Origin of the sequence: Marinobacter nitratireducens (assembly GCF_000708045.1) — a bacterium.
Lineage (GTDB): Bacteria > Pseudomonadota > Gammaproteobacteria > Pseudomonadales > Oleiphilaceae > Marinobacter > Marinobacter nitratireducens.
Window position 1 is genome coordinate 1 of record NZ_ANIE01000004.1, and the last position, 22,926, is coordinate 22,926.

The window sequence follows — 22,926 nt, forward strand, 5'->3', positions numbered from 1 at the left end:
GGCCTCAATTTACCCAAAACACGGAAGGAATTGTCCATACAAGTCGCTTAAGGTCGTTCCCGGCCTATCGTCCGTCCACCGGACGCCACTGTCGTGGCGCCGCTTAGCTCAGCGTTATCGCTCCATCTGAATGTTCGCTTTGCGACCTAAGCGAACACTAGGAACCTGAACGAATGAGGCGCTAACGGCTTAGTTACCGCGGGTCGCTGGTCCGAGCGGTACGGGTTTTCAGTCGTGAGTAGGTGGCCGGAACTACGCCCAGCCAGGACGCCAGTTGATTATCCGGTACCCTTTTGACCAGCTCCGGATACTCTTCCAGCAGGAGTTGGTAACGCTCTTTTGCGGACATCGTGTGCTTCCGGAATTCCCTCATGCTTGTCAGCTCAGCCAGTTCTTCGGTGAGGGCCAGGGCAAAGGTCGGCCAGAGGCCTTCTCCATGGGACCGGATTGCCGAGCGGAAGGCGGAAAAGTCTGCAACCCAAGTGGTTACCGGGGTAACCGATGTCAGGCACAGGGTATTCCGGACGGTTCGGGTTCGCCCGAATACGGGCCAGACGATATCCCCTTCGGTGAAGAAATGGTGAACCGACACCTTACCGCTGGAAGCCTCCCGGAATAGCCGCAGGATTCCGTGCTGAACGAGATAGACGTTCCGCCAGGGAGTGTCGTGCTTTTCAAGATTGCTTTCCATGCCGACCCGTTGTTGATGGAACAGGCGGGATAGGTCGTTGAGCATCCGGGTTTCCGGATCGCTTGGGTTGTCACTCAGTCGAATGCCAAACACTCGGCTTAGGCCGTTCAGCAATGCTGTCGAACTGGGGGCATTGTCCGGAAGGGCGATGTCCGGATTCTGCTCCCCCAGCAAACAGGGCGATGAGCTGACGTCGGGCCTGAAATGGGAGTTCATAGCGTTGACCCTGATAAAATTGATTAGGTCATTATCGTATCAGTTGGTCATCTTCTGAAATGACTTAAATCATTAACGCTATTTGACCTGGTCGATTAATAGTTCAGGGGTTATCGAGAAATGGGGATAACCGCACGCGGCCCGGGACATTTCGTTCGCCGGATGACTCTAGTGACTGGTGCCTTCCTCGTAGTGAGTCTTGTTCCAGACGTTGTATTTGCCGGAGGGCTTGTTCATGGGTATCCGTTTCTCTTCCTCCAGGGTCTTGGCGTCATAAACAATGACCGCGCCGTCTTCATCCCAGATGCTTAACAGCAGTTTTTTACCGTAGCGATCGAATTCCACATGGGCGGCGACCTTGCCCGGTGCCGGCTGCAGGGTTTTGACGATCTCCAGGCTCTGCTTGTCGATGATGTGGACCTTGTCCTTGTTGGTTCCGAAGAACACGTCCACCCAGGCGTAGGGGGAGTTCTCGTGGCTGCGCATGAAGAACCCGGGGCCCTCGGTTTTCAGGGTCTTGATGACTTCCCATGTGTCCATGTCGATGATCGAGACTGCGCCGGTCCGGAAGTGGGGAGTCGCCATGACCCGGTGGCCCTGGTATTCCCAGGTGATTCCCGAGCCCAGATGGGGCATGCCGGGAAGGGGAAGTTCTGCAATGGTTTTGCCGGTATCCAGGTTGATGACATAGCCGCGTTTGCCGTCTCGGGCAGCACCAATTACGTGCTGGTAGTCCGGATCAAAGAAGAAGTCGTCGAGCCAGGTGTCTGTCTGCATCCGCCGGACATCCGGCTTGCCATCGCTCACGGTGATTTCCCAGGCTTCGGGGATATCTTTCAGCGCTGCGATGAAGCTGCCCCTGGGCGGGGCGGCGTATACGGCGCTCACGCGGGAGCTGTCGCCGGTGTCGTTCTCAACCGGGATAACGTCCATCAGTTCCAGGTTTCGTGCGTCGAACAGCACCAGTGAGTGAGGCAGGTAGTTGGCAGCCATGACGTATTGGCCATCGGCTGACACAGCGATGTTGCGCATGTTGATGCCCGCCCGGACTTCCGCCACCACTTTCAGGTTGTATAGATCGTATTTGGTGATCCAGCCGTCCCGGGAGCCAAAGTACACGTAACGGCCGTCCGGGCTGTATTTGGGGCCGCCGTGAAGGGCATAGCGGCTCTGGAATCGGTGGATGGGTTCCATCCGGTCACCGTCCATCAGGGTGACGTGGTGGTCGCCGATTTCCACCACCAGGAACAGGTTCATCATGTCGGCTTTGTACACCGGCTTGTCAGGAAGGCTGCCTTCCGGGTGCGGCAATAAATGGCTGGACTGTATCTCGTTCCGGTCCCACTCCGGAGAAACCGCTGGCGGCTGATAGATGAACTCAGCCAGCGCAGTAATGGAGCCCTGGTCCAGGGTGTCGCCAAAGGCGGGCATCTGGGTGGCCGGGCGACCGTTGGCGATGGTTGTTTCGGCGTCCGCCCGGCGCAGGCGCGACAGGTTTTCCGGTAACAGGGCGGGGCCCATGCCACCGAGGCGCTCGGCTCCGTGGCAGCTGGCGCAGTGCTTTTGGTAGAGCGACTCGGTGGATTTCGAGCCCGCCGCCAGGCTCGGGAGCAGCACCAGGGTGCTGATGGCGAGAGCCAGAATGGGCTTCAGTGCGCGGATTGGGCTTGGTCTTGCGTGCATGGGTCGTTGCTGCTCCGGTTAGTCGGGTCGTATTGGCTGGCGGTTATGCCTGCTGGGTCAGGGCACTGTCCCAGCCTGCCTGGCCGGGGCGCGCCAGCTTGTTCGCCAGTTGCACCACTTCGCCGACGATGATCAGCGTCGGCGGTTTGAAGTCTTCCTGGCGAATGGTGTCTTCGAGCTGTTCCAGTGTGGTGACGGTCATGTGTTGCATGGGCGTAGTGCCGCGCTCGACCAGCGCCACCGGACAATCCGGGCTGAGGCCATGCGCGGTCAGCTCACGAACGATTGTTGGAGCATTGTGCAACCCCATGTAGAACACCCGGGTCTGTCCCGGCGCCGCCAGAACGGCCCAGTTCAGCTCCAGAGACTGATCGGATTTCCGGTGCCCGGTGACGAAGGTCACGCTCTGGGAGTAATCCCGATGGGTCAGTGGAATGCCGCAATAGGAGGCGCACCCAGCGGCGGAGGTGATGCCGGGCACGACCTGGAAGTCCACGTCGTTGTCCACCAGGAATTCTGCTTCCTCGCCGCCGCGACCGAAAATGTAGGGGTCGCCACCTTTGAGCCGGACCACCCTTCGCTGCTGCATTGCCAGCTGGACCAGAATCTCGTTGGTCTGTTCCTGCGGCACGTAATGGCAGCCGCTGGCCTTACCGACATGAATACGCTCGGCCTGAGGGTTGACCAGTTCCATGATCTGGGGGGAGACCAGGCGGTCATACACCACGGCCTCGGCTTGCTGAATCAGCATCAGCGCCCGAAGGGTCAGCAAACCGGGATCACCGGGGCCGGCGCCGACAATGGCCACTTCGCCTGGGCGCAGTGGTTGCTCCGCCAGTTGAAATTCGACCAGGCACTTCTTCCGTTGAATGGGGGGCATGTTGCGGCTCCTTAGAGGTTATTGACCGGGATTTCGATGGCCGGAGCCGCAACCCGTCGGGGGATATCCACCACCCCGATTTCGTCGTTGGTGAGGTAGCAGCCGGGATCTTCTTCCCAGAAATCCCCGGATACGCTATAGGCCCTGACTCGGGTGTTGCCGTTACAGATGGCCAGGTAGCGGCAATCGGCGCAACGGCCCTTGACCGGGCGGGGTGATTGCCGGAATCCCAACATCAGGTCGTCGGATGCTTCGGACCATATCCTGGAAAACGGCTTGTCCCGGACATTTCCGAGATCGTAGTTCCACCAGAACGTGTCGGGATGGACGACGCCAAGGTTATCAATGTTGGCGATATTGACCCCTGAGGCATTACCTCCCCAGAACCTGAGGCGCTGGGCCAGCGCCGGCACCTGGTTCGGATAATGTTTTTTTGCCCATTGCAGCAGGAAAGGGGCGTCCGCATCGTTATTGCCGGTAACGTACTCGCGATGGATGCCGCGCTTGAGTTCGTCGTGGCAGTGATCAAACAGCAGGTTCATGGCCTCGCGGGTCATGTCATACCAGGCATCCCGCTTGCGGTTGCGTCCGCCACGGCCGGAGTAGTTCAGGTGTGAGAGGTAGAACTTGTCGATATCGTGCTCATCCAGTAGCGCGAGGATGTCCGGAAGTTGCGGGAAATTATCCTGGGTCAGTGTGAACCGAAGCCCAACCTTGATGCCGGCCTGCTTGCAGAGGCGGACGGCCTTCATGGAGGCGGCAAACGCGCCCTGTTTCTGCCTGAAGTCGTCGTGGGTTTTCTCCAGGCCGTCGATGCTGATGCCGACGTAGTCGTAACCAGCCCGGGCAATCCGGTCGATGTTGGTCTCGTCGATCAGCGTGCCATTGGTGGACAGGCCGACATAGAAGCCCATGTCTCTGGCTCTCTCCGATATGTCGAAGATGTCCGGTCGCATCAGGGGCTCGCCGCCGGACAGAATCAGCACTGGCACACCGAAGTCTTTGAGATCATCCATCACCGTGTAGACTTCATCGGTACTGAGTTCACCCTTGAAGTCGATGTCCGCCGAGATCGAATAACAGTGTTTGCAGGTGAGATTGCAGCGGCGAATCAGGTTCCAGATCACCACTGGCCCCTTCGGCTTGGGAATGGGACGCACCGGGGTCGGTTGCATCAGGCTCTGTATATACCGTGTCATTCGGAACATAGTGGTTCTCTCATCAGGAGCCGTTTTTTTTGAGTCTCAGCCCGGTCTTTTTCAGGATCGCCGAGCTGTAGAGAATGGTGTGGCCATGGCAGGCGTCACCCAGCAGAGTGCGGATTCGATCGGCTTTCGACTCCACTTCGTCCCGGCTGGTACCGTGAACCATGGCAAACAGGTTGTAAGGCCAGTAGGGCAAGTGCCTGGGGCGGCGATAGCAGTGGCTGACAAACAGCAGTTCGCCAACCTGACGGCCCAGCCGCCCGATGGCCAGTTCGTCGATATCCCAGACCGTCATCCCGTTGTAGCGATACCCAAGGCGATAGTGGTCGGGCACGGCGGCGACGCGCCGGATAACACCGGCTTCCTGCATCCGTTGGAAGCGGGCCAGCACTTCGTCCGCAGGCATGTTCAGTTTCTTGCCCAGAGCGTCCCAGGGATCAGGCACGAGGGGGAGCCCGCTCTGGGTCGCGAGAATAAGCTGACGGTCCCGGTCGCAGAGGACGTAGTCCTCAACCGTGGATTGCTCAGACGGCAAAATGGAGACGGACATGGAACTCCTCCTCCTTGGGCATGTTGTAGACCGGGAAACCGGTTACTTCCTCGATTTGTTCCAGCACTTCAGCAATGCGTTCTTCCGCTTCGGTGGCCACCACAAACCACATGTTCAGCTCGTGTTCGCGTCGATAATTGTGGGCAACTTCGTCGAACTCATTGACCTTCGCTGCAATTCGGTCGAAGTCGTCTTCGGGAAGGCGCATGGCCGCCAGGGTGAGGCCTCCGCCCATTTCTCCAGCGTGGAACATAGGGCCAAACCGAGTGAGTATGCGCCGGTCCAGCAGGGACTTGAGGGTGTCCAGGAGTGCCTGCTCGGAGGTGCCCAGTTCCTGAGCGATGGCGGCATAGGGATGGCGCTCGAGGGGCATCCCGTGCTGCAGGCGATTGATCACCTGGCGTTCGAGTTCGGTAAAGTGCGGGCGCTCAAGGTTCCCAAGTGCCCGTTCAGTCATGACTGACATAACGTCCTCCGCATTGCCGGTAGGCCTTGGTGCTGAACAGCACCGAGTGGGGGAACTTTTTCAGATGGGCGCTGGCCACCAGGCTCTCCAGTTGAGCCAGGACCCGTTGGCGATCAACGCCGTGAATCATGCAGAACAGGTTGTAGCGCCAGTCCGGTAACTGACGTGGCCGCTGGTAGCAAAGGGTGACGAACGGCGCGCTGGAAATCGCCTCTGCGGCAGAGCCGACCCAGGCATCCGGGATATCCCAAACCACCATTGCGTTGGCGGTATAGCCAAGAGTTCGATGTTTGACCACCAGGCCCATGCGCTTGATCAGACCCTGTGCCTGCCACTGGTCGACGGCGGTGATGACTTCCCGCTCGGTGAGCCCGGTCTGTTCGGCCAGGGTCTGGTAGGGACGTGCGGTCAAGGGCAGCCCCTTTTCCAGATGCTGCCTGAGCCGCAGCAAGCCCCAGGCACTGATGGCGCCCCGGCCTGCGACGTCGGGCACGACGGCCAGGTAGTCGATGGAGGTGTTCATGCCAGTGCCTCCCAGTCGATGTCGAAACCGAGATCGATGTGGTACTGCCGCACCATGGGGAGTCTCAGCATCGGTAACCGTAACTGGTGTTCGAGTTCGTCCAGCCGCTCGTCCAGGGTGTCTTCGTCGGGCGCGGTCATGACGAACCAGAGGTTGTAGGTGTGCTCGCGGGCGTAATTGTGATTGACGCCCGGAGCGCGGTTGATTCGGGCCGCAACCAGATCCAGCTGCTCGGTTGGTGCTGCCACCGCTGCAAGGATGCTGGCGCCGGCCCGGTGGTGTTCAAATACCGGCCCGACCCGGCTGATGACCTGGTGATTCTGGAGTGATTGCAATCGATCGATGACCTCACTTTCTGGAATGTCCAGCTGCTGAGCCATTTCCTGAAATGGCCGTTCGCACACCGGCAGATTCCGTTGGTACAGGTTGATCAGTTGCTTATCGGTATTGTCCAGTTTCATCGGTGTCTCCTCCGGGCCGGATCCGATCAGTACACGTCGTGCTGGGTGTTGTAGACGTTGAACTTGCCGGTTGGGGTTACCAGCCGCTCGTCCTTGATCACCTTCTTCAGCTTGCGTGTCTTGTCGTCGACAACCACGATGGCGGATTTCTGGTCTTTGGCATTCCAGACGGAGAACCAGACCTCATCGCCAGCCAGGTTGTACTCCGGCTGCACGACCCGCTTGGGACCTTCGCCCACGTCCGCCCATTCTGCGATTGGCAGAACCTCGTAACCGGCGTCCAGATTGTTGACATCAAAAACCGCGACACTCTGACTGACGGCCTCTGCCGGGTTGAGTGCTGTGTCCACATAAAGGTTCTCGGACTTGGGATGAGTCTTGATGAACAGTGAACCACCGCCCTGACCATCGAGCGTGCGCACCACTTTCCAGGCGCTGTCCGGATGACCTTCAGGGTCAGTACCGATTAGCTGAATGGTTTGGTCACCCAGGTGGCTGGTTGCCCAGACCGGCCCAAACTCCGGATCAACGAAGTTGGCGCCACGGCCCGGATGCGGGATCTTGCCGACGTCGACAAGGGCTTCCAGATTACGGTCCTTGGAATCCACCACCGCGATCTTGTTGGACTGGTTGGCGGCGGTCATGAAGTACCGCATGCTGCTGTCCCAACCGCCGTCATGCAGGAAGCGGGCAGCGTCGATGGAGGTAATGTCCATGTTGTCCAGGTCTTCGTAGTTCACCAGCATGATCTTGCCGGTTTCCTTGACGTTGACGATGAACTCGGGGTTTTCATGGGAAGCCACAATGGCGGCAACACGCGGCTCAGGATGGTATTCCTGGGTGTCCACGGTCATGCCTCGGGTGCCGACAATTTTCTTCGGCTCCAGAGTCTCACCATCCATGATCACGAACTGGGGCGGCCAGTAGGTGCCGGCGATCGCGAACTTGTCTTCGTAACCCTTGTACTTGGAGGTTTCCACGGAGCGGGCTTCCATGCCGACCTTGATCTTGGCAACGGTATCCGGCTCTTCCATCCACAGATCCACCATGTTGATCAGCGCATCGCGTCCGATCACGAACAGGTAGCGTCCAGAGGCGGACATCCGGGAGATATGGACGGCGTAACCGGTATCAATGATCTTGGCGATTTCGTGGGTGTCGCCGTCAATCAGTGCGATCTGGCCAGCATCCCGCAGAGTCACGCTGAAGACGTTTTTCAGGTTCAGGTCATTGAGCTGCTTCTTGGGACGCTTCTCGGGAGGCACGATGACTTCCCAGGTTGCCTTCATGTCGGCCAGGCTGTACTCGGGCGGCTGGGGTGGCTCGTGCATCACGTACTTCGCCATCAGCTCGACTTCGTCTTCGCTCAGATCGCCGGAGGTGCCCCAGTTCGGCATACCGGCCGGGGATCCGTAAGTGATAAACGCTTTCAGGTAGTCGATGCCCCGCTCCTGGGTGATGTCGGGCGTCAGGGGTTTACCGGTCGCGCCTTTGCGAAGTACCCCGTGGCAGCCTGCGCAGCGCTGGAAATAGATCTGTTTGGCTTTTTCGAACTCGGCGTCCGTCAGATCAGGAGCGCCCGGAGAGCGAACGATTCTGGCGGATTCCGGTTCAACAGCACTGGGAGCGCCCTCATACGCTGTGCTGGAGGGATCCGGGTCTTTGGGAGCGGCATGAGCTGTCAGTGCGCCGAAGGATGCGACGGCAACAGCCAGTGCCAGTGGCTGGAAAAGTTTGTTGGTTACTCTCATCAGGTCTCTCTCCTTGGATTAAAGAGTCCCTGTAGGTTTCGCTTCTTTTGACTCTTGAACATTGATTAATGTCAGATGAATGTTATTTATCGGCGGACTACCCGAAAGGGGGTATGCCAAATGATTTCTTGTGTTCGTTTGTTGGGTTAACCAATATCAAGGATGATTGAATAGGGCGTTGCGACGATGCAGGAAAACCTTGGGGAGAGCAGGCTTTGAACGATGGACTTCCATACCGGTTGATCGGCTTGGTCTGGACTCTGGCGGTTGCTTTGAGCCCGGCGGCCCTGGTGGCTTCACCGGAAAGCCGGCCCGGGCAGGAACTGGCAAACCTGGTGCTCCAGGATTGCGGGTCCTGCCACGGCATGACTCTGAAGGGCGGCCTGGGGCCCGCCCTGAGACCTGATGACCTCGAAAACCGTTCGGTGGATGCTATCGCAGCGATCATTCGCGATGGGGTTCCCGGTACCGCAATGCCTCCCTGGAAGCCCCTGCTTGCACCTGAAGATATTGAGTGGATCAGCCAGCAACTGAAGGCCGGTTCTCTTGTCTCGACACGAGTCTCGGATTGAACCTGACATTGAATGACCAACCGGAGGCCAAAGCGCCATGTATCTGATTCGGAATGTTCGGCTCCTGATGGTGGGAGCGTTATTGCTGTTCGGTTTGCTGGGTTGCCAGAGCCTGGGTGATACGACAGCTTCCCGCCCGCTGATGGGTACCGGTGATCTGGGCCTTATTGTCGAGCGGGCGACAGGGTCGGTGCTGGTGATCAATACCACCCGGCATGAGCTCCTCGGGCGCGTTGAGGGGCTTGGTGATTTGTCCCATGCCTCGGTGGTCTACTCCCGGGATGGTCGCTTCGGCTACGTGTTTGGTCGCGACGGCGGATTGAGCAAGGTCGATCTGCTGACCCGGACACTGGCTGGCCGGGTCGTCCAGTCGGGCAACAGCATCGGCGGCGCCATTTCCCAGGACGGCCGCTACGTGGCAGTTTCCAACTACGAGCCAGGCGGTGTGAAGGTGTTCGACAGCAACACACTTGAATTGGAAGTGGAGGTGCCGGCCGTTTACGTCGGCGAGGACGGTGGGCCCGCGCGCTCGAAGACCGTAGGCCTTGTGGATGCGCCGGGCAACCGGTTTGTGTTCAGCCTGTTCGATGCCAATCAGATCTGGACCCTCGACATGGCTGAAGACACCCCGCAGATTGTCCGCCTTGAGGCGGGCGATGCGCCCTATGATGCCCTGATCACGCCGGACGGTCGTTATTACATTGCCGGTTTGTTCGGTGAAGATGGGCTGTCCATGCTGGACCTCTGGCACAGTGGCCAGGGCGTGACTGAGATTTTGCCTGGCTATGGCAAAGGGGAGCAGAGGCTGCCTGTATACAAGATGCCCCATCTGGAGGGCTGGGCGGTGGCCGATGGCCGTGCCTTTTTCCCGGCCGTGGGACATCACCAGGTTCTGGTGGCCAACACGGAGGACTGGTCGCTTTCGGATCGCATTGATGTGCAGGGCCAGCCGGTATTTGTGATGGCCAGCCCGGATAACCGACAGATCTGGGTCAGCTTTGCGCACCCCAGGAATGATGTGATTCAGGTGATCGACAGCCAGACCCTTGAGGTGATCAAAACCCTGGAGCCGGGCAAGGCAGTGCTCCATATGGAATATACTCCGAGGGGGGAAGAAGTCTGGGTCTCGGCCAGGGACAGCAACCGGGTGACGGTCTATAACACCCGGACCCTGGAGCCGGTTGCGGAACTGGAGGCCGAAAAGCCCAGCGGTATTTTCTTTACCAGCCGGGCCCACACTCTTGGTCTCTGAGAGACAACCCAGGTGGATCATGGCTGGCGTCCTGTTGATGCTGGTCACGCCTGATCCGGCCAGTGCCGACGGAAACGGCGTGGTGATTGGGGTGGTCTCCGACAAGCAGCAAGCCGTGGTCGCACATAACCGGATGACGGCTTACCTGCAGCGGGCGGGCTGCAATGCCACGGTCAGGATCGGGAGTAGGGTTGAAGACGCTGCTCTGGTGTTTCACCCGGGGGAAGCCCCGGCAGATCAACGGTCGGTATTACTGGCCGCCAACCGGAAGAGCGAGTTGCCCCGGTCGGTCTGGGTCAGCCGTCGCACCGCAGGCGTGCGTTCGCTTTCGGAGCTTGAGGGCCGGGATCTGGCTGTTGTTTCGGGGCCCGACCCCGTGGGTTCCGATCAGGCCCTTGCCGCGTTGGCCGACGCTGGTGTCACCCCTGCCGGGGAACAACTGTATCAAACCGGGGATTTCAGCTCAGCGCTTGGCCTGGTGCTGCACAACAACACCCATGCGGCCGTCTCGGAGTCAGGCTTTGTAGAGCCGATGCTGGAGTCCAATGACCTGGTCGTGAACTGGGTCGGTGACAGGATGCAGACCGGCGGGTGGTTCCGGGGGGAGAGTTGGGATCTCTCGGCCGTCGTGTGTGAGGATGCTCTGGCGGCAATGACACGTTCAGATGATCGCCAGATCTTTGCGATTTTCCCGGAATGGGTTCATGGTTTTATCAGGCCTGAGGGCCTGAAAGCAGAGGAAGGTTCAAAATGACGTTCTATCAGCCGGTCGGCAATGAGATCGATCTTTTCCAGGCCGCGGCAGACAACGGGCTGCCAGTACTGATCAAGGGGCCGACCGGGTGCGGGAAAACCCGGTTTGTCCGTTATATGGCCGAGAAACTGAACCGGCCGGTGTATACCGTTGCCTGTCATGATGATCTGACAGCCGCGGATCTGGTCGGCCGCCACCTGATCGGCCCCGACGGTACCTACTGGCAGGATGGTCCACTGACACGGGCCGTTCGCGAGGGCGGCATCTGTTACCTCGACGAAGTGGTGGAAGCCAGAAAAGACACGACCGTGGTGCTGCATCCGCTGGCGGATGATCGCCGCGAGCTGCCCATCGAACGCACGGGAGAGTTGCTCACCGCAGCACCGGGCTTCATGCTGGTCGTTTCCTACAACCCCGGTTACCAGAGCCTGCTCAAGGGCATGAAACCCAGTACCCGGCAGCGCTTTGTGTCCCTGAGATTTGATTATCCGTCGGAGGCTGAGGAACAGCTCATTGTTGCCGAGGAAGCCGGCTGTGATCGGGACCTGGCGGCACAACTGGTCAGCCTGGCTTCTGCTTTGAGGAATCTGAAGGACCACGATCTGGAAGAAGCGGCGTCTACCCGCCTGCTGATTCACACAGCGATGATGATCAAAGCCGGTTTGCCTCCGCTGGACGCCGTTCGGGCGGGCATGATCGAGCCGTTGTCCGATGACGAGGCAACCGTGGCTGCACTCATGGAGGTGGTGTATGCAGTATTCGGGAGGCCGGGAGAAGGCCGCTAGTGGCGCGGTTGTTCCGGTTGTCTGGTATTTGCTGAATCTGTTGCTGATTCCGGTCATCGGGTTTGCGGTGCTGGCTTGGTTTTACCTGTGCCGGAGTGGAGAGAACCCTCTTCGGCGAGCCCATACCCGGGCTTCGTTTTTTATGTCCATAATCGGTGCGTTTCTGATCGGATCGGGCGTTGCCTTGGCCTGGCTTGCCTTCGGCAACACCGGTCACTTCTGGACGTTTGCCCTGGTTTGGGCAATTGTCCTGCACACCGGGTTCGTTTTGTGGGGAGTGGTTTCCCTCGCATTCGCCATGTCTGATAAGCCGCCGTTGTTTCCGGCTGGATTGTTGTAGCCTGAGCGGATTGGAGTTAGAGGCTTTGGAAAGGGCTGTCCAAAACCCGCTCCTTCGGCACGTCCATGTGACGCTTGAGCTCCGCCATCCATGGCTCCGCACAGTTTTGGACAGCCCTTTCCAAAACCTCTTTCCACACTCTTGAGTTATCGCCTTACTGAGTGGCTTTTTCTTCAGCCCCAGGTACGAAACCCTGAGATAACCGCGACGACCACTGGCGCCCACGCCTGGGCCGCCAGTCTCCAGCCCCGTGGCGCTTTTCGCATTTCCATGAAGTGATCAACAAGTAGCATTGCTTTCATGACGACAAGGCCAAACACCAGCCACGCCAGAAAATCAGCTCCCATGCCGGTTTGCAGCGCGACCACAGGCAACGCAGTGCAGATCATCAGTGTGAGGTAGATCGTCAGCATCTTTTCATCTCGTTACGCCAGCACATAAACCATCGGAAACAGCACCAGCCAGACCAGATCCACCATGTGCCAGTAGGAGGCACCGGATTCCATGCCGTTCATGTCGCTGCCGTCGTAGTCGCCGCGGCCGACTTTTACCGCAAGCACGACCAGGATGATCTGCCCCAGCACAACGTGCATGAAGTGGAAGAAGGTCAGGAAGAAATAGAACATGAAGAAGGTGTCGGTGCCGAGGTTGTAGCCGAGGCTGTAGAGGTCACTGTATTCCCAGAGTTTGCCGAGGGTGTAGACGCTGGAAACCGCGATGGCGAGCCATAATCTCAGGTGGCTGCCGGGCCGGCCATGGCGAAGCTGGTGGACGGCAGTGGCGACGAAGTAGCTGGCGGTGATCAGGGCAGCGGTGTTTAGCAGACCGATCCAAGGATGCAGGACTTCCCGGCCGGCGTGGAAGGTGGCCGGGTCGAGGCTGCGGGCGACGGTGAAGCCGATGAACAATATGCCGAAGACCGCCAGTTCGGCGAAGATGAACATCCAGACCGCGATGTCGCCAGGCAGGTGTCGGGTCTTGGTCGTTGCTGATGCCGTGTTCATGGTCACCGGGTCAGATTCAGGTAGAGTTTGGGTAGCTGCAGCGGGAGCTGCGCCGGGTCGCGGATGACGACGTAGTTGTTGCTGCCGAAGACGTAGGGCAGGTATGCGCTGGCCTCGTCATCAATGGTGACACAGAACGGCGTAAGGCCGGCCTTCTGGGCTTCCTGAACCGCCATTCGTGTGTCCTCTATGCCGTAGCGTCCTTCGTAGAGGTCAAGGTCGTTCGGTTTGCCATCGGTGAGCAGCAGCAGGATTTTCTGGTGTTCGTGGCGGCTCTGGAGCAGCCGTGTCGCTTGCCGGATGGCGGTGCCCATACGCGTATAAAAGCCCGGTTCCAGGGCCTGGATTCGGCCGCGAATGGTGCCGGTGTAGGCTTCGTCGAACCCCTTGATGTGATGAAAGCGCACGTGGTCTCGTCGTCTCGAGGAGAAGGCGAACAAGGCGAATGGGTCCCGGCTGGCGCTCAGGGCCTCGCTGAGCAATTGCAGGCCATCCCGGGCAACGTCGATGACCCGCTGGTGGTTGTTAATGTAGGACTCAGTGGACAGCGACACGTCGGCCAGTACCAGGCAGGCGAGGTCTCGCTGGCTTTGCTGGCAGCGGCGGAACAGCTTCTGGTCGATGGCGCCCTGGCGCTGGCGGTGCTGTACTTCCCGCTCCAGGCAGGCATCCAGATCCAGCTCTTCTCCCTCTACCTGGCGCTTCTGCCATTGCTTGAGTGGTTTCAAGGCGCTGAACTGACGTTGCAGATGTTTGGCGGGCCGCCGCAGGGGTTCTGGTAGCTCAGCAGGCTGCGCATCCCGTGCCAGCATGGGTTGCAGGCAGCAGAATTTCTCCCGGTAAGTCTGCCTGCGCCAGTCCCATTCCGGCAGGTGGATGCCGGGGCCGAGACGGAGGTCATCGTTTTCCTCGGATGGCAGGTCCAGATCGAACTTGATGGACGCCGAGGTCTCGCGGCGATCACTGGACACCGACATCATGTCCATATCGTCCGCCACGGCTTCGGCATCCTCTTCTTCCGTGTCGTCGCCGGCCCTGTCCACCGGAATAAATTCGGTCCATGAGAACAGGCTTTCCAGCCGGAAAATCATCAGCCCCTGGTCCCGGTCGAAGGCTTCGACCCGTTCAGCCTGGCGGCGCTTTCGTTTTTTCGCCAGACCACCGGGGTTGCTCTGATTGGTGTCATCGTCACTGATCTGGCTGGCCGAGACGGCCTTATCCAGGGCCGGGTAGAGCCACAGTATTACTGGCCAGGGATCGTGGGCCGCTCCGGGAAGGTTAGGAACGCTGCCCGGATGAATGAGGGCCTGACGGATGGCGTCTTCCCGGCGGGCTTCGTCGGTGGGCAGGTCCTCCGGCTGCGGTCGCCATTGCAAGGTGTGGCTGACCAGACGTTGATAAAGCCGTTCAAGCCCCGGCCACCGCGCCAGCAGGTTTTCCACCATCGTCTGGTTGTCGGTAAACCAGTCGCCGTCATTTGGTTGGGGTGAGGCCGCCAGGGCAGCCAGCCACAGGTACAGGTCCCGGTTGAGTTCCCGGGACGGAAACAGGGCGATTCGTTCCGGCAGGCGCAGATTCTGTTCGTCGCGCCAGGCCAGTTCAAACTTCCGGTGGGTGCCCGCCAGTTTGTGCAGGAATCGGCGACGCAGGCGGAAATGCCGGGGCTCGGCGGTCACCAGACTCAATGCCGGGTCGCCACCAAGCGCCCGGAACAGCACCCCCAGAGGGCGCGCCTCGTCTTTCAGGGTGACGGCGTGCTCAGGAAACTCTCCGAGAGCCTGGCGGGTGATGTATTCGTGCCATTTGTAACCAACCCATTCTTCCATATCAGCTCCTTATCCGCCCCGTCGACCGGCGGGTTCACTGTCCAGCTGGTGGACCGGGATCAGTACGGTCTGTCGGTTGGCTTCTCCCGGCTCCCAGTGCAGCAGACTCCCCTCGGGATTGTTCTTCTGAACCTCGCGGCATGCGCTGACGCATTGCAGGCATTGGGTACAGGTGAATTTCGCCCGCTTGTGGCTGCGGGTTGGCAGCCGCATGGGGCAGGCTTCGTCACAGGCTTTGGTGCAGTCCCGGCAGGCGGCGGCCCGCTCGGTGTCGAAGGTCACCATGCGGGCCCGTCCGTTGGTCATCCAGGCAATGCTTTGTACCACCCCGAAGGCACACCCGTATTTGCAGAACAGGTGGCGGGCAAACAGGAAATCCAGGGTGAACAGTGTGCTGGCAACGCCCAGAAATACAGCGGGATAAAAGCCAAGGTTTCCGGTTATCAGGTCGGTGTACAGCGGAATCGGTGGCAACAGGTACGACAGCATGGCCAGCGCCCAGGAAAAGCCAATCAGTCCGCACACCAGGGTCAGGCCAGCCCAGTGAATGGCCTTACCCCGCCGCCCCTTCTTCAGCGCCTCCCAGAGAGTAGGACGGCCGGTGATTCGGGTCATCAGGTGGTTGACCGTTTCCACTACCGAGAAGTGGGGGCACAGCCAGCCGCAGTAAATTCTTCCCCATCTCCAGGCGACCCACAGGACCAGGGGCACGAGAACCAGAATGGGAAGTATGAACCAGAACAGGATCTGGCCAGCGACATCGGCCGGCGAGCTTTGAGCGACCCAGGTCAGATCCAGATTAAAAGACAGTGGAAACCCGAAAACGATAAACCGGGTTTCGGTCAGGTCATAACGAAAAAGGTTTAACGCTGGCGCAAGCAGGAACAACAGGAAAAAACCGCTTCGGGTAACCAGCCGTTTGGTTTGGAGTCTGTCCTTGTGTTGGTTAGCTTGAGCTTGCATGGTGTTGGCCGGATGTTGGCAGGGCCGGGGTAAACCACGGCCCTGCTCGGGAGGGATCAGGCGTCTTCGGTGGCAGGGCCACGGACTTCTTCAGCCGGGGATGCCTGCCCCTTGATGAAGAAGCTGCTGAAGTACACCGCGAGGCCGCCAAGGAAGAAACAGCCGGCCACAAGTCGCATCCAGTAGAACAGCGAAATGTTGTCCTGGGTGGCCATGAATGAAAGCGCCTGGCCGCTCTCCGGGATGCGCTGCAGCCAGACCTGCAGGATGCCAGCGCCGGTCAGGAACAGGGTGATGAAGACCATGGAGATGGTCATCAGCCAGAAGCCCCACATTTCCAGTACCTGCGCGGTATTGCTGTTGCCGTAGGGTCGGCCCCGCATGATCGGCATGGCGTAGGAGATGATGGTCAGCACGATCATCACGTAGGCACCATAGAACGCCATGTGGCCGTGGGCGGCCGTGATCTGGCTGCCGTGGGTGTAGTAGTTCACCGGCGCCAGGGTATGGAGGAAGCCCCACACGCCCGCACCAAGAAATGCCATCACGGCAGTACCCATGGCCCAGAGCATGGCCGCTTTATTGGGGTGGTTGCGCCGGCGACGGTTGATCATGTTGAAGGCGAACAGCACCATCATGAAGAATGGCAGCGGCTCGATTGCCGAGAACACGGAGCCCAGCCACAGCCAATACTCGGGCGGCCCGATCCAGAAGAAGTGGTGGCCGGTTCCAATGATGCCGGATATCAACGCCATGGCGATGATGACATACAACCATTTCTCAATGACTTCCCGGTCTACCCCGGTAATTTTAATCAGTACATAGGCCAGGATGGCGCCCATGATCAGTTCCCAGACACCCTCAACCCAGAGATGAACCACAAACCACCAGAAGTACTTGTCCAGGGTCAGGTTGCTCGGGTTGTAGAAGGAGAACAGCCACAGGGCGGCGAGGCCAACCAGACCGGTGACCAGAACGATGTTGACCACGGTCTTGCGGCCTTTCAGGGCCGTCATCAGGATGTTGAACAGGAACCCGACCGCCACAATGGCAATGCCTATCTTGGTGATGGTGGGCTGTTCAAGGAACTCCCGGCCCATGGTGGGCAACAACTTGTTCATGGTGACATCCGCCAAGGTGGCGTAGTCCACCAACAGGTAACCGAGGATGGTCAGGGTGCCTGCCACGGCAAAGACCCAGAACAGGATCCAGGCAAGCAGAGGACTGTATAGTTCAGTCTGGGCTTCTTCCGGCACCAGGTAGTAGGTGGCGCCCATGAAGCCGAACAGCAGCCAGACAATCAGCAGGTTGGTATGCACCATCCGCGCAACGTTGAAGGGGATTTCAGGGAACAGAAAATCTCCCACAACGTACTGGAGCCCGAGCACCAGGCCGAACACAATCTGGCCGGCAAACAGGATCAGGGCAAAGATGAAATAGGGCATGGCGACCCTTTGGGATTCGTATCTCATGTCGGTTCCCTCAGCCTTCGATGTTGGGTGGCCAGTTGTTGTCATCGATCTTCGAAGTCCATTCCAGGAACTCCGCCAGATCCTCAATTTCCTGGTCGGTCAGGTTGAACTGCGGCATTTGCCGGCGACCTGGAACGTTGGTCGGCATGGCATTCATCCAGGCGTTCATGAAGGATTTGAAGACCTCGGAATCCCCGGCCCCACGGCGGTCGAATACGTTGGCGAGTTCAGGAGCAAAGTAAGCGCCTTCTCCCATCAGCGTATGGCAGCCAATGCAGTTGTTTTCTTCCCAGACATGTTTTCCCCGGACAACCTGCTCGGTGATCTGGTCCCGGTTATCTCGTTCGGGCATGGCCCGTGATTGGGTGTCAAAAGTCAGAGCCAGGAACAGCAATACGAAGAAGGCACTGCCCCCCAGGTAAATGTTCCTGGCCATGCTTTTGGTAAAGCGCTCGGCCATTGGTCTCTCTCCTTGGTCGTTTTGGAATACCTGACTACAGCACTAGGATATAAAGATTCATCTGAAATGCTGTTGATGATTGTCAAGCATGGCCATCCATCACACCATTGCGCTGGAGAGTTACCTCTGAAGGGATAGTTGATAGAATCTGCGGCCCAATCCGAATTCATTCCTGATCCCCGGAGCCCTCATGGCCGCAGCGCTGGCGTTGTTTCTCAAGTTGATTCCCCTGTATGTCACCGTTGCTCTGGGGTGGATTGCGGGGCGTTACCTGGAAGCCAGTGGCCGACATATAGCCGGCATCATGCTCTACATCATCACGCCGTCGGTGGTGTTTTCCGGAGTGATGGCGGCTCCTTTATCGCCCGCGGTGGTGCTACTGCCGTTGCTGGTGTTTGGTATCTGTTCGGTCATGGGGCTGCTCCACCTGACACTAGCCCGCAAGGTCATTCATGACGGCAGCGCGAGCATCATTCCGCTGAGTGTTGGTACCGGGAATACCGGCTATTTCGGTATCCCCGTAGCCCTGCTTTTGTTTGGCGAGGAAGGGCTCGGGCTGTATATCGTCTGCATGTTGGGCACCACCCTGTTCGAGAACTCGGTGGGTTTCTATCTGGCGGCAAGGGGGCGTTATGAGCTCAGGGATGCGTTAAAACGGGTGGCGAAGCTGCCTTCCGTATATGCCTTCCTGGCGGCTGTGGCACTGAAGCTGGCCGGTTTCGAAATACCGGATATCTTTACGCCCCTGTTTGATAATCTCCGCGGTGCCTACAGTGTGTTCGGCATGATGATTATCGGGATGAGCATTACGTCATTCCGCGGGCTGGCCGGCAATATCCGGTTTACGGGTATGGCTTTCTTCGGAAAGTTTGTGTCCTGGCCGCTGGTTGCCCTGACACTCTGGTGGCTGGATGCCAATGTGTTCGGTATCTACGAAGCGGCGGTGCATCAGGCGATATTCCTGATTTCCATCACCCCGATCGCGGCCAATACCGTCGTTATCGCCACCCTGCTGGATACGGCGCCCAAACAGGCAGCAGGGACGGCACTGCTGAGCACCCTGTTTGCCCTGCTGTATATCCCGGTGATGATTTCCCTGGCACTCTAGCGGACGTGTTCTGAGGTGGCGGGCGTGGCACAGGCCCGGGCTTCAGACATATCCTGGCGGGCATGGCGGATGACGCTGGTGCCGGCTGTAACAGCCAGGGTGCCCATGATGGCCGCGACGATCAGGTCAGGCCAGGCACTGCCGGTGCCGAATACCCCAAGTGCTGCGCCCATGACGGCGATGTTGCTGATGGCGTCATTACGGCTGCATAACCACACCGAGCGCATATCCGAATCGCCTCCCCGGAAGCGGAACAACATCACCGCGACACTGACGTTGGCCACCAGCGCCAGCAGGCCCACGGCTCCCATGGTCAGTGGTTCGGGAGTAATTCCACTCTGAACGACCCAGACCGCGCGGATCCAGACCACCAGCCCGAACACGGTCATGGTCAGCCCTTTCACAAACGCCGCACGCCCACGCCAGAGCATACCCATCGACAGCACGCTCAGAGACAGCAGGTAATTGGCGCTGTCTCCAAAGAAGTCGATGGCATCCGCCATCAGGGAAACAGAGCCGGACTGAATACTGGCGAAGCCTTCCACCAGAAACATGGCGAGATTGACTGCCAGGGCAATCCACAGGGCCTTTCGGAAGCCCGGTGCGGGGGATTTGGGTTCAGGTGCGGAGCAGCTGCAGGCCATTGTCGTCTCCTGTGTTTCGATAGCCTGCATTAAAAACCCTGTAGCTGCTATAGGGTCAAGCGTCTGTGAGCAGGTTTATTTGTGGGCCTGGCCGTGGGTGCCCGGTACATGGTTTTCGCTACCTTGCTGGCCACCTTTCAGTTCGCCGAGTTCTGTGGCCAGACCGTCCAGTATTCCGCATTCACTCACGGTGCGCCCTTCGGTGCAGGCGGATTGGAGGCGAACCAGTGTCTGTTCCAGGCTCTTGAGCTCCTTGAGGCGTTCGCGGACATGATGAAGGTGCCTGGCCAGCAGGGCGTCCACATCACTGCAATCGGCTTCGGGTTGATCCGCGAGACGGATCAGTTCGCGGATTTCATCCTGAGCCATATCCAGATTGCGGCAGCGCTTGATGAACAACAACCGATCCAGATGGGCCTGGCGATAGCTGCGATAGCCGCTTTGTTCGCGATCCGGTTCGGGCAATAAACCGATCTTTTCATAGTAACGGATCGTCTCGACCGGAATGCCCGCGGTTTTCGCGATGGCGCCAATTCTCACTGCTCACTCCTCAGGTAATTCAGGTCAGCTCCAGGGGATGTCGACGGTTGCCAACAGACCGCCACAGGTACCTGTGGCGAAGGTCAGTTTGCCGCCATAACGCTCGGTTATTTCACGAACGATTGCCAGCCCCAGACCGTGGCCGGGGATCTGCTCATCCAATCTTAGCCCTCGGGTGCCGAGTGATGCCAGCGACTCTGAGCTTACGCCTGGGCCATCGTCATTCACCAGAATCTTCATGTGCTCGTTTACTTCCTGAAGCGAGAGCTCAACCGTGCTGAGTGACCACTTGCCCGCGTTATCAAGGAGATTGCCCAGGATCTCATTCAGGTCGTGTTCTTCCAGGGGCCAGCGGCGTTCTTCCGTCAGGTCGGACGACAGCTCAAAGGACTTCTCCGGGTGCAGACGACCGAGCATCCAAAGCAGATCTCGCGCCTGGCATACCGGATGGGCGCTTTTCCCGACCTGGGGACCGGCAAAGCGACTACGGCGCATTTCCGCCTCAAGTTGCCTGTCGATATCCCCGAGACGCGCGACCATCTCTTTCCTCAGGTCCGCATCCAGCGGGCGGCTGGAGTCTTCAAGGGTTTGCCGGACGGCGGCAATCGGAGTCTTGATGCTGTGGGACAGGTTGGCGAGGTTATCCCGAGAGCGTTCAAGCCGCTGGTCCAGAGAGTCCAGCAGTTGGTTCAGTTGCAGCACCAGTGGCCGGAATTCGTCAGGTGCCTGAACGTTGATTCTTGATATCTCGCCTTCCTGAAGTCGTTTCAGTGCAGCTTTCAACGTCACCACCGGTCTCAGAGAAAAATTGATGCCGAGCCAGATAACCCCCACAAGGAGCAGGATCAACAGAATCGAGACGATGGCTGTCCAGGCATGGAGTTCTGCCTGGCTGCTCTTCAGCGCGTCCAGGTCTTCCGACACGATGACGACGATGGGGTTGCCCTCTACTGTGAATGATTGCCGAAAGGCCAGAATGTCAGAGGGCGCATCGGGGACATCCAAGTCATGCAGTCTGACACTGCCATCCTGCTCGGCCCTCAGTATTGGAGAGAGCAGTGGTGTCCAAGCAGCGGGGCTGATCAGGGTTTTGTCTGGCGAGTGAATGGCGAAGGCATGGTGAAAGACGTCCTGAAAATAATCTCCGGTTTGAAGGGTGTCTATATCCCCCCGGGACTGGCGAATCTGGTGCTCGAGGAAGGCTACCTCGTCCTTGAGCCGGCTTTCGACAAACTCCTGTGCCATTCTCTCGAGTAACAGGCCGTGGACCAGCCAGGCAAGGGCCATCAAGCCGATGCCCGCTGGCAGAAGCAGTACCAAAAGGGCGGCTTTCACCGAGGAAGGCTTGCTAAACATTGAACAGATAGCCCTGACCACGCCGTGTGGTGATGGTGTCTGCGCCCACCAATTTCCTCAGCCGTCGGATATAGGCCTCGATGACATTCTCATTGGGGCTGTCGTTGAGGTTGTAGAGCTGCTCCATCAGCTGTTCCTTTGAAAAAACATGCCCGGGCCGGCTCATCAGGCAACGCAGCAGGCGAAATTCCGTTCCCGTCAGGCTGTGTTCGCTTCCGTCGTCCAGTTTCAGGCTTTGCCGGTTTTCGTCCAGTTCAAATCGACCTGCTTTTACATGGGACTGTGGTCGCCCCTCGCTTCTACGCACAATGGCATGCAGACGGGCGATGAGCTCCTCGGTCTGAAAGGGTTTGGCGAGGTAGTCATCGGCACCCGCCTTCAAACCATTGACCTTGTCCTGCCAGTCGCCCCTGGCTGTGAGGATCAGAACCGGAAAACTGACGTTGTTTGAACGCCACTGCCGAAGCACATCAAGCCCGTTGCCATCGGGCAGCCCAAGGTCGAGAACGCCCACCCGATAGTCTTCCTGCTTACCGAGAATTTCCGCTTCTCGAGCCGTGCAGGTGCTGTCGACACTGAATCCCGCTTTCTCAAGCTGGCTTTCAAGCCCTTCAGCCAGAAGGCGGTCGTCCTCAACGAGTAAAAGTCGCATCGCGTATCCCTTGGTTGGCGTTTGATTGGCGGCGCCAGTATCGCTGAACAAGCTGAATCCAGCCTGAACAATATTTAGTTCGGTATTTTCAGAAAGAATTCAGGTTAGTGCGAGATGGTAGCAACCGTTTCTGGATATTGCTCAATTTTCCTGGGCACCTGTGTTGAACCTTGTAACCTAAATTGTGGAGAAAACCCGATGAAAATATCCAAGTTCTGTCTTGCAGCGGCTGCGATGTCCCTTTCCGCGACTGCGTTTGCTGGCGGCAGCCATGGTGGCGGCCACGGTGGTGGCTTCGGTGAAGCTGGCAAGGCCGAGGACGTATCCCGGAGCATCCAGGTGGAAATGTTTGATAACTACTTCGAGCCGGAAGCAATCGAGGTGTCCCAGGGCGAAACCGTGCGTTTCGTTATTGAGAACAACGGCAGCCTGGTACATGAGTTCAACATCGGTACCCCGGAAATGCATGAGGCACATCAGAAAGAAATGATGATGATGGTCGAACACGGCGTGATCCAGGGCGGCAAGCTCAATGAAGACATGATGAACATGGACATGGGTAACGGCCACACCATGAAGCATGACGATCCCAACAGTGTTCTGCTGGAGCCAGGGCAGAAGAAGGAGATTATCTGGACCTTCAGCGCCAAAACCAGCATGGAATTCGCCTGCAATGTTCCGGGCCACTACCAGTCCGGCATGTACGGTGATGTTAACTTTGGTGGCGGTGCCGATACCCACGCCAGCGCTCACTGACAGCCTACCTTTGTCA

26 protein-coding genes are annotated in these 22,926 nt (G+C 58.6%); 7 read left to right on the forward strand and 19 right to left on the reverse strand.

The genetic code is table 11. The annotated features are described in order from the left end of the window. Positions 1-193: 193 nt before the first annotated feature. From D777_RS06320 to D777_RS06360, 9 genes are all read right to left on the reverse strand, one after another. Positions 194-907: a Crp/Fnr family transcriptional regulator gene (locus D777_RS06320; RefSeq protein WP_036129647.1), complete on the reverse strand. Its 714-nt coding sequence runs from the start codon at positions 905-907 to the stop codon at positions 194-196. Positions 908-1,075: 168 nt separating this feature from the next. Further along, positions 1,076-2,590 (reverse strand): nitrite reductase, encoded by a 1,515-nt coding sequence (locus tag D777_RS06325; RefSeq protein WP_081849482.1) that lies wholly within the window; start codon positions 2,588-2,590, stop codon positions 1,076-1,078. Positions 2,591-2,633: 43 nt separating this feature from the next. Next, the gene (gene cobA, locus D777_RS06330; RefSeq protein ID WP_036129648.1) at positions 2,634-3,470 is read right to left on the reverse strand and encodes a uroporphyrinogen-III C-methyltransferase; all 837 of its coding nucleotides are present in this window, start codon (positions 3,468-3,470) and stop codon (positions 2,634-2,636) included. Positions 3,471-3,481: 11 nt separating this feature from the next. After that, a complete protein-coding gene (nirJ, locus tag D777_RS06335; RefSeq protein WP_036129649.1) occupies positions 3,482-4,678 on the reverse strand; it encodes a heme d1 biosynthesis radical SAM protein NirJ in 1,197 nt (398 codons plus the stop codon). Positions 4,679-4,691: 13 nt separating this feature from the next. Continuing rightward, positions 4,692-5,225, reverse strand: a complete 534-nt coding sequence (gene ahbB / locus D777_RS06340) for a siroheme decarboxylase subunit beta (RefSeq protein ID WP_160171426.1) — start codon at positions 5,223-5,225, stop codon at positions 4,692-4,694. After that, positions 5,200-5,691, reverse strand: coding sequence for an Lrp/AsnC family transcriptional regulator (locus D777_RS06345; protein ID WP_051668978.1), 492 nt, complete (start codon positions 5,689-5,691; stop codon positions 5,200-5,202). Before D777_RS06345 ends, ahbB (D777_RS06340) begins: the two co-directional genes overlap by 26 nt. Then, positions 5,675-6,214: a siroheme decarboxylase subunit beta gene (ahbB, locus tag D777_RS06350; protein ID WP_051668979.1), complete on the reverse strand. Its 540-nt coding sequence runs from the start codon at positions 6,212-6,214 to the stop codon at positions 5,675-5,677. The genes D777_RS06345 and ahbB (D777_RS06350) overlap by 17 nt, the downstream gene beginning before the upstream one ends. After that, entirely contained in the window at positions 6,211-6,675 is a 465-nt protein-coding gene (locus D777_RS06355; RefSeq protein ID WP_036129650.1) for an AsnC family transcriptional regulator, read from the reverse strand. The genes ahbB (D777_RS06350) and D777_RS06355 overlap by 4 nt, the downstream gene beginning before the upstream one ends. A gap of 26 nt (positions 6,676-6,701) precedes the next feature. Beyond that, positions 6,702-8,426 carry a nitrite reductase gene (locus D777_RS06360; protein WP_036129651.1) on the reverse strand — a complete coding sequence of 575 codons (1,725 nt, stop codon included), beginning with the start codon at positions 8,424-8,426 and terminating at the stop codon, positions 6,702-6,704. A 215-nt stretch (positions 8,427-8,641) separates the two neighbouring features. On the opposite strand from D777_RS06360, the gene D777_RS06365 reads away from it, so the two are divergent. The 5 genes from D777_RS06365 (at position 8,642) to D777_RS06385 (ending at position 12,129) form a co-directional block, all read left to right on the forward strand. Continuing rightward, complete coding sequence (locus D777_RS06365; protein ID WP_201443347.1) at positions 8,642-8,998, forward strand: c-type cytochrome; 357 nt, start codon at positions 8,642-8,644, stop codon at positions 8,996-8,998. Between the two features lie 67 nt (positions 8,999-9,065). Continuing rightward, a complete protein-coding gene (locus D777_RS06370) occupies positions 9,066-10,250 on the forward strand; it encodes a cytochrome D1 domain-containing protein (protein WP_036129970.1) in 1,185 nt (394 codons plus the stop codon). Between the two features lie 19 nt (positions 10,251-10,269). Beyond that, positions 10,270-11,004, forward strand: a complete 735-nt coding sequence (locus tag D777_RS06375) for a PhnD/SsuA/transferrin family substrate-binding protein (RefSeq protein WP_051668980.1) — start codon at positions 10,270-10,272, stop codon at positions 11,002-11,004. Further along, on the forward strand, positions 11,001-11,789 hold the full coding sequence (locus tag D777_RS06380; RefSeq protein WP_036129652.1) for a CbbQ/NirQ/NorQ/GpvN family protein: 789 nt from the start codon (positions 11,001-11,003) through the stop codon (positions 11,787-11,789). The genes D777_RS06375 and D777_RS06380 overlap by 4 nt, the downstream gene beginning before the upstream one ends. Further along, positions 11,755-12,129, forward strand: coding sequence for a hypothetical protein (locus tag D777_RS06385; RefSeq protein WP_036129653.1), 375 nt, complete (start codon positions 11,755-11,757; stop codon positions 12,127-12,129). Before D777_RS06380 ends, D777_RS06385 begins: the two co-directional genes overlap by 35 nt. A gap of 173 nt (positions 12,130-12,302) precedes the next feature. Here the strand turns inward: D777_RS06385 and D777_RS06390 are convergent, their stop codons facing one another. From D777_RS06390 to D777_RS06415, 6 genes are read right to left on the reverse strand one after another with little or no spacing between them, the layout of a single operon-like run. After that, complete coding sequence (locus D777_RS06390; protein WP_036129654.1) at positions 12,303-12,542, reverse strand: cytochrome C oxidase subunit IV family protein; 240 nt, start codon at positions 12,540-12,542, stop codon at positions 12,303-12,305. 12 nt (positions 12,543-12,554) lie between these two features. Then, the gene (locus D777_RS06395; RefSeq protein ID WP_036129655.1) at positions 12,555-13,133 is read right to left on the reverse strand and encodes a cytochrome c oxidase subunit 3; all 579 of its coding nucleotides are present in this window, start codon (positions 13,131-13,133) and stop codon (positions 12,555-12,557) included. Between the two features lie 2 nt (positions 13,134-13,135). Continuing rightward, complete coding sequence (locus D777_RS06400) at positions 13,136-14,959, reverse strand: nitric oxide reductase activation protein NorD (protein ID WP_036129658.1); 1,824 nt, start codon at positions 14,957-14,959, stop codon at positions 13,136-13,138. A gap of 9 nt (positions 14,960-14,968) precedes the next feature. Further along, positions 14,969-15,922: a 4Fe-4S binding protein gene (locus D777_RS06405; protein ID WP_036129660.1), complete on the reverse strand. Its 954-nt coding sequence runs from the start codon at positions 15,920-15,922 to the stop codon at positions 14,969-14,971. Positions 15,923-15,978: 56 nt separating this feature from the next. Further along, complete coding sequence (locus tag D777_RS06410; RefSeq protein WP_036129662.1) at positions 15,979-17,394, reverse strand: cbb3-type cytochrome c oxidase subunit I; 1,416 nt, start codon at positions 17,392-17,394, stop codon at positions 15,979-15,981. Between the two features lie 10 nt (positions 17,395-17,404). Then, positions 17,405-17,854 (reverse strand): c-type cytochrome, encoded by a 450-nt coding sequence (locus tag D777_RS06415; protein ID WP_036129663.1) that lies wholly within the window; start codon positions 17,852-17,854, stop codon positions 17,405-17,407. Positions 17,855-18,044: 190 nt separating this feature from the next. Here D777_RS06415 and D777_RS06420 point away from each other — a divergent pair, with 190 nt between their 5' ends. Beyond that, positions 18,045-18,962 (forward strand): AEC family transporter, encoded by a 918-nt coding sequence (locus D777_RS06420; RefSeq protein WP_036129665.1) that lies wholly within the window; start codon positions 18,045-18,047, stop codon positions 18,960-18,962. On the opposite strand, the gene D777_RS06425 is transcribed toward D777_RS06420, so the two are convergent. From D777_RS06425 to D777_RS06440, 4 genes are all read right to left on the reverse strand, one after another. Then, the gene (locus tag D777_RS06425; protein ID WP_036129667.1) at positions 18,959-19,606 is read right to left on the reverse strand and encodes a cation diffusion facilitator family transporter; all 648 of its coding nucleotides are present in this window, start codon (positions 19,604-19,606) and stop codon (positions 18,959-18,961) included. The genes D777_RS06420 and D777_RS06425 overlap by 4 nt on opposite strands. Positions 19,607-19,681: 75 nt before the next feature. Next, the gene (cadR, locus tag D777_RS06430) at positions 19,682-20,146 is read right to left on the reverse strand and encodes a Cd(II)/Pb(II)-responsive transcriptional regulator (RefSeq protein WP_036129669.1); all 465 of its coding nucleotides are present in this window, start codon (positions 20,144-20,146) and stop codon (positions 19,682-19,684) included. Positions 20,147-20,170: 24 nt separating this feature from the next. Beyond that, positions 20,171-21,502 (reverse strand): ATP-binding protein, encoded by a 1,332-nt coding sequence (locus D777_RS06435; protein ID WP_036129678.1) that lies wholly within the window; start codon positions 21,500-21,502, stop codon positions 20,171-20,173. Next, positions 21,495-22,154 carry a response regulator transcription factor gene (locus D777_RS06440; RefSeq protein ID WP_036129680.1) on the reverse strand — a complete coding sequence of 220 codons (660 nt, stop codon included), beginning with the start codon at positions 22,152-22,154 and terminating at the stop codon, positions 21,495-21,497. Before D777_RS06440 ends, D777_RS06435 begins: the two co-directional genes overlap by 8 nt. 198 nt (positions 22,155-22,352) lie before the next feature. Between D777_RS06440 and D777_RS06445 the strand changes: the two genes are divergently transcribed. Then, positions 22,353-22,910, forward strand: coding sequence for a cupredoxin domain-containing protein (locus tag D777_RS06445; protein WP_036129682.1), 558 nt, complete (start codon positions 22,353-22,355; stop codon positions 22,908-22,910). Positions 22,911-22,926: the final 16 nt, after the last annotated feature.